Below are 17815 nucleotides of genomic sequence, written 5' to 3'. Positions count from 1 at the left end.
ATCATAAATTGTAACGTTTAAGGGAGAACCATCATGCTGGGAAAATATAAAGCGGTGATTGCGGGAATCGGGGTCCTTTTGGCGGCGGTGACGGGATTTTTCCTGCTGGGGCCGGGAAAGAAGCCGGACCCGGGCCAGGTGGCCCAGATCCAGGGGAAACGGAACATCCTGGTGATGGGAGTGGACCGGCGGAGCGGCGATACCGGCCGGTCTGACACCCTTTTTGTGACCATGCTGGACACTTCCCGGAACCAGGCAGCTCTTTTGTCCATCCCCCGGGATACCCTGGTCTCCATTCCCGGCCACGGCTGGGACAAGGTGAACCATGCCTATGCCTACGGAGGCCATGAACTGAGCCGGAAGACTGTGGAAAACTTCCTGGGAATCCCCGTCAGCAACTATGTACTGGTGGATTTCCAGGGGTTCATCAAGCTGGTGGATGCCATTGGCGGGGTGGACATCGATGTGGAAAAGTCCATGCAGTATACGGACCCTTATGACGGGGAAAACGGCCTGGTGATCAATCTCCAGCCCGGGAAACAGCATATGGACGGGACCACCGCCATCCAGTACGTCCGGTATCGGGATGAGGAAGGGGACATCGGCCGGGTGGCCCGGCAGCAGAAGTTCATGAAGGCGGTGTTCGCCAAGCTCCGGTCCGCCAGCCTCCTGACCCGGGCCCCGGAAATCGCCCATACTCTGTACCAGAGCATCGATACGGATCTGTCGGCAGGGGACCTGGCATCTCTTTTGGTGACCTTTGCCAAGAACGTGTCCGGCACCTCTCAGCTGGAAACCGCCATGGTCCAGGGAAGCCCCGCCTATATTGATGACATCAGCTACTGGATCCCCAACATGACGGCCCTGCGCCAGCAGGTGGCCCAGCTCCAGGGGGTCCAGCCAGGGGAAGGATACCGGATGGCGGCCCAGGCAGCCAAGAAGAAGTATGACGAACTGCTGGGCACCAACAGTGCCGCCGGCAGCGGTGAGAAACGGACTCTCCAGGTGCAGAACCAGGAACTGAAGAAAGCCGTGGAAAAAGCCCGGAAAATGGACAAAGAAAAAGCGGCCCTGCCTGTGGGAGACAGCAGCGGTACCGGCAAGGGCAGCACGGCGCCCAATCTGCCGCCCCCGCCGCCCCAGAAACCCCCCCGGGCCTCCCTGGTCAACTGCAGCGGCAATCCTCAGTACGGAGTGGAAGCGGCCAATGACGCCCGGAACGCCGGGTTTGCCATTGTGAGCATCACCAACGGCAGCCCCATGGATCGGACCCAGGTGCTGATCAATGCCGGCAGCAGCGCCGCCGAAGAGCGCACCGGAGCCCTGCCTTTCGACTTCCAGCTGATCCAGGGAGCCGTAAGCCCCAGCAGCGGGGATGTGGTGATTTATGTAGGACGGGATTATGGGAAGTAGGGGGGTGAATGAATTCACCCCGGTCGCGGACCGCGACTTATAGCTCGCGACTCGCGACCAAAAGTGGTTGTTGCCTACGCAACAGCCACTTTTTTACTCTACCAACATTATATGAATTAACCAACAAATAAAATAACTATGAAAAAACTGAAAATATTCTTGAATATTGTATACAAGAGTGCTATAATGCAACTGTAAGTTGAATTTGCCCCTCATTTGGCCCTTGTTTTCAAGGGCTTTTTTTTTTTGGCGTTTTGCCCGTCAGCGGTCAATGATCAGCGGCCGGATGATAAAATTTGCAGGCAAATTCTATGAATGTGTAAATTGGACCCGTAGGGGCTCCACGCCGGGGAGCCCGCTTTTGCATCGTTGGTTCGTGCATTCAGCGGGGCACCGGGCCTGCGCCCCCTACGGTCTGACCGATTTTAAGATCAATTTGTTAAAATTGATTTCCTTCGGCTGTCAACCCTGTAGGGGAAGTCATTGACAAAACAGCATTACAGGCCTAAAATGAAAAACATCACGAATGTATACAAAATGCGGGACTGTCCCGCAGAGCAGGAAAGTAGGATGGTAGAACATGCATATCGATATCCACACCCGTTTCATTACCCTGTTGGGAGATCCCCTGGCCCAATCCTTTGCGGCCCGGATGCAGAACAGAGGGTATGAGGCGGCAGGGCTGAACCTGGTGTATTTCTACACGGTGACCGGGAACGAACACCTGGGTGAAATCATCCAGGGACTGCGGCACATGCCCTTTGCCGGGTTTGCCGTCACCAAGCCCAACAAGGTGAAAGTCCTGGAATACCTGGACGAACTGGATCCCCTGTGTGCCAAAATGGGGTCCAGCAATACGGTGGTGAAACTGCCGGATGGACGGCTGAAAGGGTACAACACCGACGGGGTGGGCTTTTACCGGGCCCTGGAGGAAGCCGGGGTGCCCGTCAGCGGAAAGACCTTCTTCTGCTTCGGCAGCGGCGGAGCCGGCCGGGCCATTTGTTCGGCGCTGGCCTACCATGGAGCCGGCCGGATCCTGATTACGGATCTGGTGGAAGAAAGCGCCCGGAGCCTGGTGGCGGACATCAACAAAAACTTCGCACCTGTGGCGGAATTCGTGGCTTATGGAGATTTTTCCCGGGTCAAAGAAGCCAATGCCGTCATCAATGCCAGCGGGGTGGGCATGGGGAAAACCGCAGGCCGGACCCCTCTGCCTCCGGAATACATCCGGCCCGGCCAGTTTTACTTCGACGCCTGCTACAATCCGGCCCGGACCCGGTTCCTGGAAAATGCGGAAAAAGCCGGGTGCCCGGTGCTGAACGGGCTCACCATGAGTCTCTACCAGGGAACGGCCCAGGTGGAACTGTGGTCAGGGAAGAAGGCTCCGGTGGAAGCCATGGGTCAGGAACTGGAGAAAATCCTGGCAGAAAAAAAGCAGCAGGAGTAGGGCTTCTGCTGCAAAGTAGCAAAGTAGAATGGAGAGAAACAAAATGGAAAATGTGAAGGAAAGCAGCAAGACAGTACAACGCAACTCTGTAAACGCTCTGATCCACTGGCTGGATCTGCACCTGGAAGAGACCTTCCTGGTGGTGATGCTGGTTCTCATTGCCGGCATCACCATGCTTCAGGTCATTGTCCGGAAAATCCCGGGCATGGCGTCTCTCACCTGGGCAGAAGAACTGTGCCGGTTTTTGTGGATCTGGAGCGTTTTTCTGTCCCTGCCCTATACCATCCGGATGGACAGTATGCTCCGGGTGGGGGTGCTGAAGGACATGCTCCCGGAAACTCTCCGGAAGGTGCTGAATCTGGTGGTGGACGGGATCACTCTGGGCTGCATGGGGGTCCTGGGCCTTTACGCGGTGGAAGTGGTGTCAGTAATTGCTGAAAGCCACGAGATTTCCCCGGCTATGCAGTGGTCCATGGCCTTTGTGTACAGCTTCATGGTCCTGGGGTTCTTCCTGGGAGTGGTCCGGTCCGTCCAGATGCTCTGGATCCATGTCCAGCATCTCCAGGAAAAGGAACTGTCCACCCTGGAACAGACTCTCCAGGATGCGGCTGACGAAGCGGCCCTGGCCCGGGAAGGGGATGACTGAATGTCCGCGGTACTGATTTTTTCCGTCTTTCTCCTGGCCATTGCTCTGTCCCTGCCTATCGGCATCAGCATGATCCTGGGGGCCACTGCTCCCATTGCCCTGTTCCATCAGGGAGGCACCATGGGCCAGGTGCTGAACAATGCCTTTTCCGGGGCCAATTCCACCCCCATCCTGGCAGTGCCCCTGTTCATCCTGGGGGGTGTGATCATGGCCAAAGGCGGGATTTCCCGGAAACTGTTCAACTTCTTCGCCTTTTTTGCCGGCCGGATCCCCGGAGGCCTGCCCTGTGCAGTGATCCTCACCTGCCTGTTCTACGGGGCCATTTCCGGCTCCGGTCCGGCCACCACGGCGGCAGTGGGAGCCATGTGCGTGCCCTTCCTGACGGAACTGGGCTATGACAAGACCTGGAGTGCCGGTCTGGTGGCCGTGGCCGGGGGCCTGGGAGTCATCATTCCGCCTTCCATCCCCTTTGTGCTCTATTCCCTGGCCACCGGGGTTTCCACCGGGAAACTGTTCCTGGCGGGGATCATCCCCGGCTTCCTGGTGGGCCTGGCCCTGATGGTCTATGCGGTGATCCACTGTCTCCGGAACGGGGAGGACAAGGACAAAGTCCGGGAACGGATGGAAGAACTGTCCAGGATGGGTTTCCTCCAGCTGTTCCGGGACAGCGCCTGGGCCCTGCTGTGCCCGGTGATTGTCCTGGGAGGCATTTACACCGGGTTCACCACCCCTACGGAAGCGGCGGCGGTGTCCGTGTTCTATGCTCTGCTGGTGTCTCTTTTTGTCTATAAGACCATGACCTTCGGGGATATCCTGCCCATGCTCCGGGAATCGGTCCGGACCTATGGGGGACTGGCCTTCGTGCTGGCCTTTGCCACCGCTTTCGGACGGGTCCTGTCCATGACCCGGGCTACCAAAGCGGTGGAAAGCTTCATCCTGGGGAACTTCACCTCCGGGGTGGCGGTCCTCACGGTACTGGTGCTGATTTTCCTGGCCCTGGGCATGGTGATGGACACGGGACCGGCCATCATCATCCTGGTACCGGTGCTGCTGCCGGCCTGTAAAAAGCTGGGAGTGGATCCCATCCATCTGGGGGTGGTGCTGGTGTGCTGCCTGTCCATCGGCCTGGCCACTCCGCCTTTCGGCCTGGACCTGTTTGTGGCCGGGAACATTGCAGAACAGCAGCCCATGAGCGTGGCCCGGAAATCCGTTCCGTTCATCTGTGCTTTCCTGGCGGCTCTGGTGGGCATCACCTACATTCCGGCGCTTTCCACCTTCCTGCCGGCATTGTGGTAAGAAAGGACGGAACAGCCATGGATAGAATATGGAAGAAACTGGCCGCAGCCTGCCTGGGAATGGTGCTCCTTTTGGGGACAGCTGCCTGCGGCAGCCAGCCGGCGGCCGAAAACAAAGAGAAGGAAGCCGGGCCCTATGCCGGTCTGCCCAAAGTGGTGCTGGTGGGAGGGGATTCCTCCGGCAAAGGCTCCGTGGGCCAGCGGTTCGGGGAACTGGTGGCCCAAAAGGTGGCTGAACGGACCGGCAGCCAATTGACCATCGACTACCATCCCAATGCGGAACTGGGCGGGGACGAAGACCTGCTCCGGCAGCTCCGGGCCAACGACATCCAGCTGGTGGTGGGCCAGATGGCTCCGGTGACGGCTTTTGTGCCGGAGGGAGCGGTGTTCGACCTGCCCATGGTCTTTGCTCCCTATGACGGGAAAACCATCGACCGGGTACTCAACGGGGACGGGTCCTTCCGGCAGAAACTGGCGGCGGCCTATGACCGGGCGGGGCTCCACTATATGGGGACCCTCCAGAACGGCACCTACCGGCTGATGACCTCCAACCGGCCGGTGAAAAGGGTGGAGGATTTCCAGGGGCTGAAGATCCGCACCATGAGCAACCGGAACCATATGGCCTTCTGGTCCGCCCTGGGAGCCAATCCCACGCCTCTGGCCTGGCCGGAACTGTATTTTTCCCTGCAGAGCGGCATTGTGGATGCGGAAGAAAATGCGGCGGACAGCATCCTTTCCGCCAATTTCAACGAAGTCCAGAAATACGTGGCGGAAACCAATGTGATCCTGTACGCCAACGAAATGGTCCTGAACAAAAAAGCTTGGGAGAATCTGCCCAAGGCATACCAAAAGGCTTTGGAAGACGCGGTCCGGGAAGCCCGGGAAGAACTGGCACCTACCCTGATCCAGGTGGACCGGGACTGCAAGGAAAAACTCCAGAAAAAAGGCATGACCCTGGTGGCCTATCCTCCGGAATTCTACCAAGCAGTCCGGAACCAGCCCGCCGTCCAGGAACTGTACAAGAAAATAGACGCCCAGACTGGAGGACTGGGAACGGTGATGAGAGAAGAGCTGGAAAAGTAAGAAAGGGGCTGCTGCAGCGCAGCAGCCCCGTCAACGGTCCGCTGACCGCTGACCATTGACCGCTGACAAAAAAAGAACTGTGAAAAAATGATTCCTCATTTTTTCACAGTTCCTTTTTTCATACCCGTTGAATCACCTGGGCCAACAGGTCCGCCGGGAGCTGGCCGGGGGCGGAGGCGGCTCCGGCGGTGCCGAAGGTGACGGCGGAACCGAACCGGCCTCCTCCGATCCGGGTAATGGCCCCCATGGGCCCCATGGCCATGGTGATCACCGGAGTCCTGGGATGGCCTTCCTTCATTTCCAGGGTGGCGGCCAGAAGGGTCAGCACATCTTCTTCCTTCTGGGGCATCACCGCGTATTTGGCCAGGTCGCAGCCCAGGTCCTGCATGGTGCACAGGGTCCGGACCAGGGTTTCCCGGGAGGGAGTCTTCTGGAAATCATGGCAGGATCCCACCACCTTGATCCCGGCCCTGTGGGCCCGGTTTACCAGATGTTCCATCACATCTTTTCCCCGGGACAGCTCCACATCCACCAGGTCCATGGCTCCGCTGTCCATCGCTTCTTCCAGCAGCCGCACATAGTCTTCCGTGGAAATCTCCAGCTGTCCCCCTTCCACCGTGGTGCGGATGGTGAACAGCAGGGGCAGGTGGGGAATCCGCTGCCGGAACAGGGCCAGGGGAGCCTGCCAGCTTCCCGGTTCCCGGATGGAGGCGTAGCAGTCTCCCCGCCACTCCGCCAGGTCGCAGGGAGCTTCCGCCAGGGAATCCAGGGCTTCTTCCAGCCCGGACAGGGTAGGGGCCGTGAGAGGGATGGCGATTTTCGGCTGCCCTTCGCCGATTGCCAGATTTTTCACAAGTACAGGTTGGGCCATGATGATTCGCTCCTTTTTTCGTCTTTGCTCCAGTATACGGCAGCGGCTGGAAAAGTGTCAATGAAGGCTCTATTCTGTGGACAGGAAGGCCGTTCTTTCAGTCTCTTCTCCAACCCTGTTTTTCCGCACTGCCAAACTGTACAAAAGTTCGAAAAATTCGCTTTTCTATGCTATAATTTTTTTGTACAACCGCAGCCAACAGCTGCACCGGCAAAAATGCGACTGCAGAAAGAAGGAATGTGAAATGTCCGATCAACCCAAGAAACAGAGAAAGATGCTCAGCTCCTATTCCATCGTGTTCCTGTTCCTGATCTTTACCGCCATCCTTACCTGGTTCGTGCCCCAGTCGGTGGTGGTCAATGATCACGGAACCAAGAAGATCATCTACGACGCCATTATGGTCAAAGGGAAAGTGGTCGCAGGCCAGGGACTCCAGCCCATGGGACTGTGGGACATCATCATGGCACCGGCCAAGGGCTTTGTAAAGGCGGCCCAGCTGTGCTTTGCCCTGCTGATGGCCGGGGCCTTCCTCCACCTGCTGAACTATGTGGGAGCCATGCGGGCCGGGATCGGCTGGCTGCTGAAACGGTTCACCGGCAAGACCCTGATCGTGGTACTCACCTTTTTCTCCGCCCTGTTCGGTGCCGTCTACGGCCTGTGGGAAGAAATCCCCGCCTACTCCATGGCGGTGGTGCCCCTGTTCGTCCTAGCCGGCTATGATGTGATCACCGGGATCGGGGTCCTGACCGTAGGGGCCACCGCAGGCAATATGGCCAGCGTGGTGAATCCTTTTTCCATTGGCGCAGCCGTAGGGGCCATCGGCAACGAAAGCCTGTCCCTGGGCAGCGGCATCGTCCTCCGGCTGGTGCTCTTTGCGGTGCTGTATCTGGTGGCCTTGGCCTATGTGCTCCAGTATGCGGCCCGGGTGAAGAAAGATCCCTCCAAATCCATTGTAGCCGGGCTGCCGGTGAACACCATGGTGGAGGAAAAACAGGAAGAAGTGGAAATCACCACCCGGCAGGCCCTGTCCATCGGGCTCCTGGTGCTGATCGTCATTGCCATGATCTGCGGCTATGTGCCCTGGGATTCCATCAAGTTCGCCGACGGGACCACTGCCAAGACCCTGGTGAACCTGCCCTTTACTTCCCTGGCCAAGGTACCGGTACTGGGGAACCTGCTGGGGGCGGAACACTATACCCAGTTCGGGGACTGGTACTTTGAAGAATTTTCCTTCGTGTTCCTGGCCGGGGCCCTGCTCCTGGGAATCATCAACAAGATCCCGGAAGCCACCTTCATCAAAGAATTCATCGCCGGGGCCCGGGACCTGCTCAGTGTGGTCCTGGTGCTGGCCATTGCCAACGGGATTTCCGTGATCATGGGCAGCAAGACTGCCGGCATGTCCGTCACCTTCGTGTACTGGATCCAGAGCGCCCTCCAGGGTGTGCCCTCCTGGGCCTTCTCCCTGGCGGTCATCGGGTCCTATGTGGCCATCGGTTTCTTCATGCAGTCCACCAGCGGGGTGGCCGGAATCACCATGCCCATCCTGGGGGCCGTGGCCTATGCCCTTTATGAAACCGCTCCCATCGGACCGGTGGGCGGCCAGGTGCTGCTGATCGCCAGCTTCACCATCGGGCTCAACTTCACCAGTGCCCTGTACCCCAGCGCCACCAACATGGGGACCCTGGAACTGTACAAGGTGCCCTATGATATCTATCTGAAATTCATCCTGAAAGGCGCCCTGCTGCTGCTCATTACCGGGGCCGTGATCGTTTCCGTGGCACCCATGCTGGGCATCCTGTAAACCCTTGGAATATAAGGAAACCAACCAACAAGCAAAGGAGTCGTAGCGTCATGACTGTACTGGATTCTCTGGAACCCCGCCGGGTGTTCCATTTCTTTGAAGAACTGTCGAAAATCCCCCATGGATCCCGGCACACCAAAGCCGTCAGCAACTGGCTGGCGGATTTTGGCCGGCAGCGGGGGCTGGAAGTCCATCAGGATGCCCTGGACAATGTGATCCTGGTGGGACCGGCTTCCCCCGGCTATGAACAGGCGGCTCCGGTGATCTTCCAGGGCCATATGGATATGGTCTGCGAAAAGGCACCGGACTGCACCAAGGATATGGAAAAAGAAGGCCTGGACCTGGAAGTGTCCGGGGATGAAATCACTGCCCGGGGCACCACCCTGGGAGCCGATGACGGGATTGCCGTGGCCATGGGCCTGGCTCTCCTGGATGATCCCGCCATTCCCCGGCCCCGGCTGGAAGTGGTGTTCACCGTGGATGAGGAAATCGGCATGCTGGGGGCGGAAGCCCTGGATGCTAGCGGTCTCAAAGGCCGCCGGATGATCAATATGGATTCGGAAGAGGAAGGGGTATTTACCGTAGGCTGCGCCGGCGGCGTGGATGTAAACTGCGCCCTGCCCGTCCGCCGGGAAGTCTTTGGAGGCACCTGCCTGGAACTGAAAATCAGCGGCCTGACCGGAGGCCATTCGGGAGCGGAAATCGGCCGGGGACGGGCCAATGCCCACATGCTCCTGGGACGGCTTCTGCTCCATCTGGACCGGGAAGCCCTGTACCGGCTGGTGGAAGTGGAAGGCGGCACCAAGGACAATGCCATTCCCCGGGAAGCCCGGGCTCTTTTGGTGACCCCGGAACCGGACCGGCTCCAGAGGGCGGCGGAAGCTTTCGGAGAGGCGGTCCGGAAGGAATACCATGTGACGGATCCGGAACTCCAGGTGGCTGTTGGACCAGCTGTAACGGAAACCCTGCCCATGGACCGGACTTCCACAGAAAAGGTCCAGTGCCTGCTGACCAGTCTGCCCAATGGCGTCCAGGCCATGAGCCCGGAACTGGCGGGCATGGTCCAGACCTCCCTGAACCTGGGGATCCTGTATACGGAGAGGGACCAGGTCTGTGCCGGTCTCCTGGTCCGGAGCAGCGTGGAAAGTCAGAAGGAAATGGTGGCGGAACGGATCGAAGGACTGCTGCGGCAGCTGGGAGGTCAGGCCTTCCGGGAAGGGGATTACCCGGGCTGGGAATACCGGGCGGATTCCCCACTCCGGGATCTGTTCGTCCAGGTGTACCGGGAACAGTACGGAAAGGACCCTAAAGTGGAAGCCATCCATGCGGGGGTGGAATGCGGCATGTTCGCCGCCAAGCTGCCGGGACTGGACTGCATTTCCCTGGGGCCCACCCTGACGGAGATCCACACCTACCGGGAAACCATGCACATTGCTTCTGTCCAGCGGACCTGGAACCTGCTGCTGGAAGTATTGAAGCGGATGAAATGAGGTGTGCAGCATGAACGATCTGGAACAGCGGACCCAGGCCATCATCGAAGCCTGTGTAAAAGAAAAGGAAACCAATCCCCTGGCCGTTTTCCGCCATGTGGCAGGACAGGATTTCGTCCGGATCCATGGGCCGGAGCACCATGTGCTGGACGGGGCCTGCCTGCTGACGGCCCTCCATAACGCCGGCATGGAATTTGATTTGGAGGAGATGCTCCAGAAGCTCCGCCGGGAAGGACTCCAGATGCCCGGGGCCATGTGCGGCCACTGGGGAGTCTGCGGGGCCGTGGCATCCGTAGGCGCCGCCCTGGCTCTCCTGGAAGGAACAGGCCCGTTGACCACCGGTTCTTCCTGGGGCAGCCACATGACCTGTACCTCCCAGGCTCTGGCCAATCTGGCAGCCATGGGGGGACCCCGGTGCTGCAAAAGGGACGCCTATACAGCTCTCAAAACCGCCATTCCCTACGTAAAAGAACGGTTCGGGATCACCCTGCCGGAAGAAAACACAGTCTGCGGGTTCTATCCAAAGAACGGGCAGTGTCTGGGGGAGAGGTGTCCGTATAATCCGGGATATAAAAAATAGGGGGGAAGGGATTCACCTGCAATCCAGAAAGAGGTTGTTGCATCTGCAACAGCCTCTTTCTTCTTCCCCCATTCTAGTGTAAAATAGATTAGATATGTCTACGCTAAAGCATTGGAGGAACGTGTATGAAGAAAAAATACTGGCTGGGGTTTTGGGCCGCGGCGGTTTTTTTGCTGTTTTTCATGAATTCATCCCTGCCCCTGACGGACAGTGTGGAAGGGAACTACGCCCTGACGGCCAAGGAAATGGTCCTCAGCGGAGACTGGCTGTCTCCCCAGATCTATGGCCGGTACTGGTATGACAAACCGGTCTTTGCCTACTGGATGATTGCCCTGGGGTTCAAGATCTTCGGGTTCAGCGAATTCGGGGCCCGGTTCTTTCCCTCCCTGTTTGGGCTGGGAGGCCTGTGGCTGACGGTCCAGGCGGGAAAACGGCTGTACCGGGAAGAAGTGGGTTTCCTTAGCGGTATTTTGCTGCTTATGACCCTGGAATTCTTTACTATTTCCAAAAGCGTCCTGACGGACGGGATGCTGTTCCTGTTCATGGACGGGGCCCTGCTGTGCTTCTTCCTGGGGTACAGCAGCCGGGAAAAGAACTGGTACTACGGGGTGTACATCCTGTCCGCCCTGGCCACCCTGACCAAGGGCCCTATTGGCTTTCTGATGCCCGGGCTCATCATTACCCTGTTCCTGCTGTACCAGAAGGACTGGAAATGCCTGAAGGATGCCAAGCTGGCCACCGGGATCCCGCTGTTCCTTTTGGTGGCTCTGCCCTGGTACATAGCCATGGCCCGGGTCCATCCGGATTTCCTGGGCAGCTTCCTGGGGACCCAGAACGTGCTCCGGGCTACCGTGTCCGAACATCCCCGGGACAATGTGGTCTGGTACTATACGGCGGTGAACCTGCTGAACGCCTATGCCTGGGTGGGCTTTGTCCCCGGCATGCTCTGGAGCCTTCTGCGGAAAAACGGGAAATGGAACTATCCGGCTCCCCGGGAAGCTTTCCTGCTGCTGTGGATCGCCGCCATTTTCGTGTTCTTCCAGTGTATGGCCACCAAATACATCACCTACACCTATCCCCTGCTGCTGCCTCTGTGCGTCCTGACGGCAGATTACATCTGGAAAAAGGGCAGCCGCCTGGATATCCGGGGGATGCTGGTCGGAAACCTGCTGTTCTACGGGGCGCTGACCTACGCCGCCTCCCAGGTGACAAAGCTGGCTCCCGGGGTGTTCCCCAATCCCCAGAACCTGTTTTATTTCATGCTCCTCTACACTCTGTGCATGGCGGTGCTGGCCTTTCACAAGTATAAAGGCAAAACCAGCCAGGAAGTATTTTCCACGGTGGTGCTGCTGACCATCGCTTTCCACTGCTGCAGTCTGGATCTGCTGGCCAAGCCTTTGATGGAGGATGTGACCGGGAAGATGGCGGCCCAGTTCATCAACGCCCTGGTGCCGGAAGACATGCCCATCTACATCCGGGGCGGGGGCTATCCCACTTCCGGGGTGTTCTACACCGGCCGGGAAATGGTGATGCTGGTGCCTGATGAGGAGGCGGATGCCTTCAAACCCCGGAAAGACAGCTGGTCCGCCAAAAACATCATGCCCTGGACCACTTACGGACAAGTCCGGCAGCAGCCGGGAAGGGCCCTGGTACTGGTGGACACCAAGACACGGAAACTGAAGACGAAACTGGAAGAAGACTGGCCCGGGACCTGGAAACGGGTGAAATTGCCCGGCCAGTGGACGGTAATGATCAAGGAAAGGTAGGCAGCCATGGAAGAAGAAAAAATCCGTTCCTATCTGGAACGGCAGGATTTCATCGGATTTCAGGTGCATCAGGAGGAACTGGACCATCCGGAACGGCTCCAGCGGTATTTCCAGCTGCTGGAGACGGTAGGGAGCCAGCCGGCTCTGGCCCGGAAGTTCTGCAGCCGGTGGGGACTTTCCTTTGCCGGGGACTGCGGGGAGGCCCTGTGGGAAAACAAAAAAGCCGTGGCCTTTGTCCGTAAACTGGGGGAGGCCTTTCCCTTTCTCTTTTTCCTGGCGGAAAAGGAAGGGGAGACCCTGAAGCTGCTGGTGATGCTCACCTGTCAGAGTGACAAATTGGAAGGGGACAACCTGTCCCTGGATCCGGAAAAGTTCAACGGCTTTCTGAAGAACCAGTTGAAGGGGCTGCTGCTCCTCAGCCAGAAAGCGGGGCTGAGCCCGGAAAATGCCCAGGGGCTGATCCAGAATATCTATGAATATTTCGGACTGTCTGACTGAGTAGTCAAATTCACAAATTATTCATGGGTTTGCCCTTCCTTTGACACAGGTCATGGGTATACTAATAATCGTAACAGGGATTACCCCTCCTTGTTACATCTTCCCCATCAAATCATCATAAACAACTTCCTTTCAAGGAAAAAGCCTTCTGCTTCCCCAGCAGAAGGCTTTTTCCTCTTTTATTTCGTCTGTTCCAGATTCTCCGGTTCTTTGATGACCCCGTGCTTCCGGGCAAACTCCAGGAAGGTACGGATGGTTTCGTTTTCCACAGAGTTTTTCTGCCACAGCATTTCGATTTCATAATACAGAGGGGGATTCAGGGAAATGGGCACCAGTTCCGGTTCCCGTTCCGCCACCGTCCGGTACAGGAAGCCGCCGGCTACGCCGCTGCGGATCAGCTGGATCTTGGTGTACAGCTGGGTGGTGGACCACTGGATCCGGGGGGTGCACCGTTCCTGATGGAACCGCTCCAGGATGGTTTCCCGGAATTTCTGGCTGTTTTCGATTTCTACCAGATCATCCTGGGCCACCTGGGGCAGGGACAGGACCTTTTCCCGGGCATAGGGATGGCTCTGGTTTACACAGTAGACGATTTCGCTGCGTTTCATGGCACGGGCGGCCATGGTATCCTGATCCCCGTCCTGGCCGCTGACGATGGCAATGTCGATCCGGTCATCCTGGAGCGCCTTCCGGAGGGACAGGGAATTCCCGTGATGGAGTTCCAGCCGGATGTCCGGATGGTCCTTGTGGAACAGGGCCAGAAGAGGAATCTCCAGAGCCTCGATCATAGGGGGCAGGCCCACCCGGATGGAGGTGTTCTTTTTCTGGAGACGGGTCATATCATCGGCAATCTGCTTGGCTTTTTGGAGCAGTTCTTCCACTTCCAGAGAAAAATAGGACCCTTCGGTGGTGAGAATCAGCTTTTTGTGGGACCGTTTGAACAGTCTCAGCCCAAATTCTTCTTCCAGTTCTCGGATCGCTGCTGAAACCGCAGGTTGGGATATATGCAGTTCTTCGGCCGCCTTGGTGATGCTGTGCTGCCGGCAGACCTCCTGAAAATAGCGCAGTTGATGTAATTTCATGAATACGTCCTCCCAAACCTGGGGACTTTACCTTGTGAAAAAGTCCCGATTTCTGATTCTTGTCTGAAATATTGTGTCTTGTATACATTATATACAAAAGCAAAAAGAAAAATAATAACAGGTTTTCTTATGTAAAATATAAAAGAAATGTATAAAAATGAAAAAACACGGTGCTGTGGGAAAAACAACGGTGAAAACCAGCAAATCCTGTTATAATAGATACAAAAATCACAGTTTTCTTCTCTGGATTCCAGAGGGGAATTTGCAGGAGGTACCATGCATCCAAATCATTCTTCGCTGGCCCTGTGCGGGCTGTTTACGGCTCTCATGGCAGTGGGGGCCTTTATCCATATCATGATTCCCCTGGGCATCTGGCAGGTGACCATTTCCCTGCAGATTTTCGTGGCGGTGCTGGCCGGACTGTTCCTGGGCCGCCGGCAGGGGTTCCTCAGTGTCCTGGCTTACCTGGTGCTGGGGCTCTGCGGGCTGCCGATTTTCGCCCATGGAGGCGGGGTGGGGTACCTGGCCAAGCCCACCTTCGGGTTCCTGCTGGGGTTCCCCTGTGCAGCCTGGGTCACGGGAGCCCTGGCCGGGGACGCACCTCTCCAGGCCGGCCGGAAACGGCTGGTGGGAGCGGCCCTGGGGGGAGAAATGGCCTACTACTTCTGCGGGCTCCTGTACTATGATGTGATGTTCAATTTCGTCCTGCAGAATACCGGGGGCATCGGCCTGGTCCGGCTGCTGGAAATCTGGTTCCTGAGCACGGTGCTGCCGGACGGGGCCCTTTGTGTACTGGCGGTGCTGGTCTATGGAAAACTGGCCCCCAGGGTAAGGAGATAAGATGAAAAAACTCATTGTAGCCACCCGGGGCAGCCGGCTGGCACTGGCACAGACTCATATTGTATGCGGTCTTCTGAAGGAAGCGGGGGTGGAAACGGAAGTCCGGACCATTACCACCGCAGGGGACCGGGACCGGATCCACGCCTTGGTGAAAATCGGCGGCCGGGGGATCTTTGTCCGGGAAATCGAGCGGGAACTCCTTAGTGGAGAGGCGGATATCGCCGTCCACAGTGTCAAAGATCTGCCCTATCAGCTGGCCCAGGGGCTGGTGATCGCCGGTACCCCCCGGGGGGCGGATTCCCGGGATGCCCTGGTGCTGCTCCGGGATAAGGAACTCCGTGAAGGCAATGTGGTGGGCACCGGCAGTCCCCGGCGGATCCGGGAATTCAGCCGGCAGCGGCCGGACCTGCAGTTCCGGGATATCCGGGGGAATGTGACCACCCGGCTCCACAAGCTGGAACGGGGAGAGTATGATGCCATCGTATTGGCCATGGCAGGCATTGAACGGCTGGAACTGGACATGGGCCGGTTCCAGGTGATCCCCTTTTCTCCGGAGAAAGTGATCCCTGCCGGCTGCCAGGGCATCATCGGAGTGGAATGCCGGACCCAGGACCGGGAGCTGGTCCGGCTCCTCCGGCAGCTCTCTGATCCGGAGACCTGGCGCCGGTTCCGGTGGGAACGGCAGCTGTTCTGCGCTATGAAAGTAGACTGTTCCTGCCCGGTGGGAATCCACTGCCGGCTCCTGCCCGGGGAACGGATGGAACTGATGGCTATGGTGGACGGGAAACGGGCCCGGCGGATGGGAAAGGAAAAGGATGGGCAGGCGCTCTGCCAGTCCCTGAAGGAGGAACTTTATGACCGGCACTGAAAATACAGTGGGAAAAGTGTGGCTGGTGGGAGCCGGCTGCGGACGGGGCCTTCTGACCCAGGAAGGACGCCGGATACTGTCCCGGGCCCAGACCGTGCTCTACGATGCCCTGGTGGCCCCGGAAACCCTTCTGGAAGCCAGTCCGGAAGCGGAACTGCTGCCGGTGGGAAAACGGAGCGGACGGCACAGCGTGGCCCAGGAAGCCATCAATGCACTGCTGATCCGGAAGGCCCGGGAAGGCAAAAGGGTGGTACGGCTGAAAGGGGGGGACAGTTTTGTCTTCGGCCGGGGGGGAGAAGAAGCCCTGGCTCTCCAGAAGGCCGGGATCCCCTGGCAGGTGGTGCCGGGAATCAGCTCGGCCATTGGGGTGCCGGAACATTTCGGCATCCCGGTGACTCATCGGGGACTGGCCCGGTCCTTTACGGTGATCACCGGCCATACCCGGGACGGGGCGGAAGAGGACTGGCAGGTCCTGGCTCATCTGCAGGGTACCCTGGTATTCCTGATGGGTCTGGAACGGGTGGAAACCATTTGCCGCCGGCTGATTCAGGCCGGCAAAAAAGCGGATACGCCGGCCTCCGTCCTTTGCGGAGGATACGGAGAAGGGGAAAAACGCATTGACGGGACCCTGGAGGACCTGCCGGAAAAAGCCCGGCAGCAGGGGGCCTTCCCTCCAGCGGTGATCCTGGTGGGACCGGTTGCCGGCCTGGGACTCTGCCCGGAGGCGCCGGGGAAAAAAGAGAAAATCCTGGTAACCGGCACCCTCTCGTTCTGCCGGGAAGTGGCACGGGAACTGGCTGAGGGCGGCAGGGAAACAGGAGAACTGCCCCTTCTGGCCGCAGAGCCACTTTGGGGGAATATTCCTGAAGACTTCGGACAATGGGACTGGCTGGTATTCACCAGCCGGAACGGGGTCCGGCTCTTTTTCCAGTGGTTCCGGGAAAAGAAAAGAGACTTCCGGCTCCTGGGGCAGGCCCGGTTTGCCTGCATCGGGGAAGGGACCGCCCGGGAACTGGCAGAGCAGGGATTCCAGGCGGATCTGCTTCCGGAATGCTACACGGCAGAAGCGCTGGGAAAGAGTCTGGCTGAAAAAATGGGACCTGGGGAGCGGTGCCTGCTGCTCCGGGCGGAAAACGGGTCCCCGGATCTGGTCCGGGAACTGGAAAAGGCCGGGCGGCCATACAGGGATGCTGCTGTGTACAGGATCTGCCCCCGGGAGGGACAGCCGGAAAAAGGGACCTGCCTGGCTCCGGATGTAATGATCTTCGGCAGTGCCGGAGGGGTCCGGGTCTTTTTCCAGCAGTATACCCTGGCTTCGGAAACCCGGGTCCTGTGCATCGGTCCGGTTACGGCCCGGGCTGCCCGGGAAGCCGGCTGCCTGGAGGTGGAAACAGCCCGGGTCCATTCAGCAGCGGGGATCCGGGCGGCCCTGGAACAGCCGGGAGGGGAATCATGAGCTATTTTCCTTTGATGGTCCAGCTGGAGGATGCTCCGGTGCTCCTGGTGGGAGGAGGCAGGACAGCCTTCCACAAGGCAAAGATCCTGGTGGATTTCGGAGCCCGGGTCCAGGTGGTGGCTCCGGAACTCCTGTCGGAATTCCGGGAGCTTCCGGTCCGGTGGGAGAGCCGGACCTTCGAACCGGAAGATCTGGACCGGGGGGACTGGATCCTGACAGTGGCGGCTACCAATCACCGGGAAGTGAACCGGACCGTAAGCCGTCTCTGCCGGGAGAAGCGGATCCCGGTGAATGTGGTGGACGATCCGGAGCTGTGTTCCTTTATCTTTCCGGCCCTGATCCGGGAAGGAGAAGTGGTCTGCGCCGTCAGCAGCGGAGGCCGGAGTCCTTTGGTGGCCCAGTATGTGAAAAAAAAGATCCGACAGGCCCTGCCGGAAGGACTGGGGGCCCTCAATGAAAAAATGGGGAGCTTCCGCCGGCAGCTGAAGGTGGCGGAACCGGATCCCCAGGTCCGGAACCAAAGGCTCCGGGAACGGTTCCGGAAGCTGCTGGAAGAGCTGCACCTCTGACTGCAATAAAAACCTTTCGAAATGGAAAAATATTTTCCAAAAGTACTTGCATTATTTTGAGAGTCTGTTATAATAAAAACCGTAAGAGATAACAAATATCAACAAATAGC

16 protein-coding genes are annotated in these 17815 nt (G+C 58.4%); 14 read left to right on the top strand and 2 right to left on the bottom strand.

Annotated elements, in window-relative coordinates; all coding sequences use genetic code 11:
* Positions 1-33 precede the first annotated feature (33 nt).
* From ACTQY1_RS00190 to ACTQY1_RS00170, 5 genes are all read left to right on the top strand, one after another.
* Positions 34-1413: an LCP family protein gene (locus ACTQY1_RS00190; protein WP_441368783.1), complete on the top strand. Its 1380-nt coding sequence runs from the start codon at positions 34-36 to the stop codon at positions 1411-1413.
* Positions 1414-1993: 580 nt separating this feature from the next.
* Entirely contained in the window at positions 1994-2860 is an 867-nt protein-coding gene (locus ACTQY1_RS00185; RefSeq protein ID WP_288310922.1) for a shikimate dehydrogenase family protein, read from the top strand.
* A gap of 43 nt (positions 2861-2903) precedes the next feature.
* The gene (locus ACTQY1_RS00180) at positions 2904-3506 is read left to right on the top strand and encodes a TRAP transporter small permease (RefSeq protein WP_288310921.1); all 603 of its coding nucleotides are present in this window, start codon (positions 2904-2906) and stop codon (positions 3504-3506) included.
* Positions 3507-4802 (top strand): TRAP transporter large permease, encoded by a 1296-nt coding sequence (locus ACTQY1_RS00175; protein ID WP_441373705.1) that lies wholly within the window; start codon positions 3507-3509, stop codon positions 4800-4802.
* A 17-nt stretch (positions 4803-4819) separates the two neighbouring features.
* Entirely contained in the window at positions 4820-5884 is a 1065-nt protein-coding gene (locus ACTQY1_RS00170; RefSeq protein ID WP_288310919.1) for a TRAP transporter substrate-binding protein, read from the top strand.
* Between the two features lie 118 nt (positions 5885-6002).
* Here ACTQY1_RS00170 and aroD read toward each other — a convergent pair whose 3' ends face one another.
* Complete coding sequence (gene aroD, locus ACTQY1_RS00165; protein WP_154487667.1) at positions 6003-6755, bottom strand: type I 3-dehydroquinate dehydratase; 753 nt, start codon at positions 6753-6755, stop codon at positions 6003-6005.
* A gap of 244 nt (positions 6756-6999) precedes the next feature.
* On the opposite strand from aroD, the gene ACTQY1_RS00160 reads away from it, so the two are divergent.
* From ACTQY1_RS00160 to ACTQY1_RS00140, 5 genes are all read left to right on the top strand, one after another.
* Positions 7000-8556, top strand: coding sequence for a YfcC family protein (locus ACTQY1_RS00160; RefSeq protein WP_288310918.1), 1557 nt, complete (start codon positions 7000-7002; stop codon positions 8554-8556).
* Between the two features lie 50 nt (positions 8557-8606).
* Positions 8607-10046 (top strand): aminoacyl-histidine dipeptidase, encoded by a 1440-nt coding sequence (locus tag ACTQY1_RS00155; RefSeq protein WP_441368781.1) that lies wholly within the window; start codon positions 8607-8609, stop codon positions 10044-10046.
* A 10-nt stretch (positions 10047-10056) separates the two neighbouring features.
* Positions 10057-10626 carry a DUF5714 domain-containing protein gene (locus ACTQY1_RS00150; protein WP_288310916.1) on the top strand — a complete coding sequence of 190 codons (570 nt, stop codon included), beginning with the start codon at positions 10057-10059 and terminating at the stop codon, positions 10624-10626.
* Between the two features lie 125 nt (positions 10627-10751).
* Complete coding sequence (locus ACTQY1_RS00145) at positions 10752-12392, top strand: ArnT family glycosyltransferase (RefSeq protein WP_441368780.1); 1641 nt, start codon at positions 10752-10754, stop codon at positions 12390-12392.
* A 6-nt stretch (positions 12393-12398) separates the two neighbouring features.
* The gene (locus ACTQY1_RS00140) at positions 12399-12890 is read left to right on the top strand and encodes a hypothetical protein (protein ID WP_441368779.1); all 492 of its coding nucleotides are present in this window, start codon (positions 12399-12401) and stop codon (positions 12888-12890) included.
* Between the two features lie 179 nt (positions 12891-13069).
* Here ACTQY1_RS00140 and ACTQY1_RS00135 read toward each other — a convergent pair whose 3' ends face one another.
* Entirely contained in the window at positions 13070-13972 is a 903-nt protein-coding gene (locus ACTQY1_RS00135) for a LysR family transcriptional regulator (RefSeq protein WP_022487471.1), read from the bottom strand.
* Positions 13973-14248: 276 nt separating this feature from the next.
* Here ACTQY1_RS00135 and ACTQY1_RS00130 point away from each other — a divergent pair, with 276 nt between their 5' ends.
* From ACTQY1_RS00130 to ACTQY1_RS00115, 4 genes are read left to right on the top strand one after another with little or no spacing between them, the layout of a single operon-like run.
* Positions 14249-14812, top strand: a complete 564-nt coding sequence (locus tag ACTQY1_RS00130; RefSeq protein WP_022487470.1) for a biotin transporter BioY — start codon at positions 14249-14251, stop codon at positions 14810-14812.
* Between the two features lies 1 nt (position 14813).
* Positions 14814-15680, top strand: a complete 867-nt coding sequence (hemC, locus tag ACTQY1_RS00125; protein WP_441368778.1) for a hydroxymethylbilane synthase — start codon at positions 14814-14816, stop codon at positions 15678-15680.
* The gene (gene cobA / locus ACTQY1_RS00120) at positions 15667-17136 is read left to right on the top strand and encodes a uroporphyrinogen-III C-methyltransferase (RefSeq protein WP_441368777.1); all 1470 of its coding nucleotides are present in this window, start codon (positions 15667-15669) and stop codon (positions 17134-17136) included. The genes hemC and cobA overlap by 14 nt, the downstream gene beginning before the upstream one ends.
* Positions 17133-17705 carry a precorrin-2 dehydrogenase/sirohydrochlorin ferrochelatase family protein gene (locus tag ACTQY1_RS00115; RefSeq protein ID WP_022487111.1) on the top strand — a complete coding sequence of 191 codons (573 nt, stop codon included), beginning with the start codon at positions 17133-17135 and terminating at the stop codon, positions 17703-17705. Before cobA ends, ACTQY1_RS00115 begins: the two co-directional genes overlap by 4 nt.
* Positions 17706-17815: the final 110 nt, after the last annotated feature.

The sequence above is a fragment of the Acidaminococcus sp. HCP3S3_G9_1 genome (assembly GCF_052122455.1).
Lineage (GTDB): Bacteria > Bacillota > Negativicutes > Acidaminococcales > Acidaminococcaceae > Acidaminococcus.
Note: the sequence above shows the minus strand (reverse complement) of the source record. Positions and strands in the feature narration are given on the sequence as shown.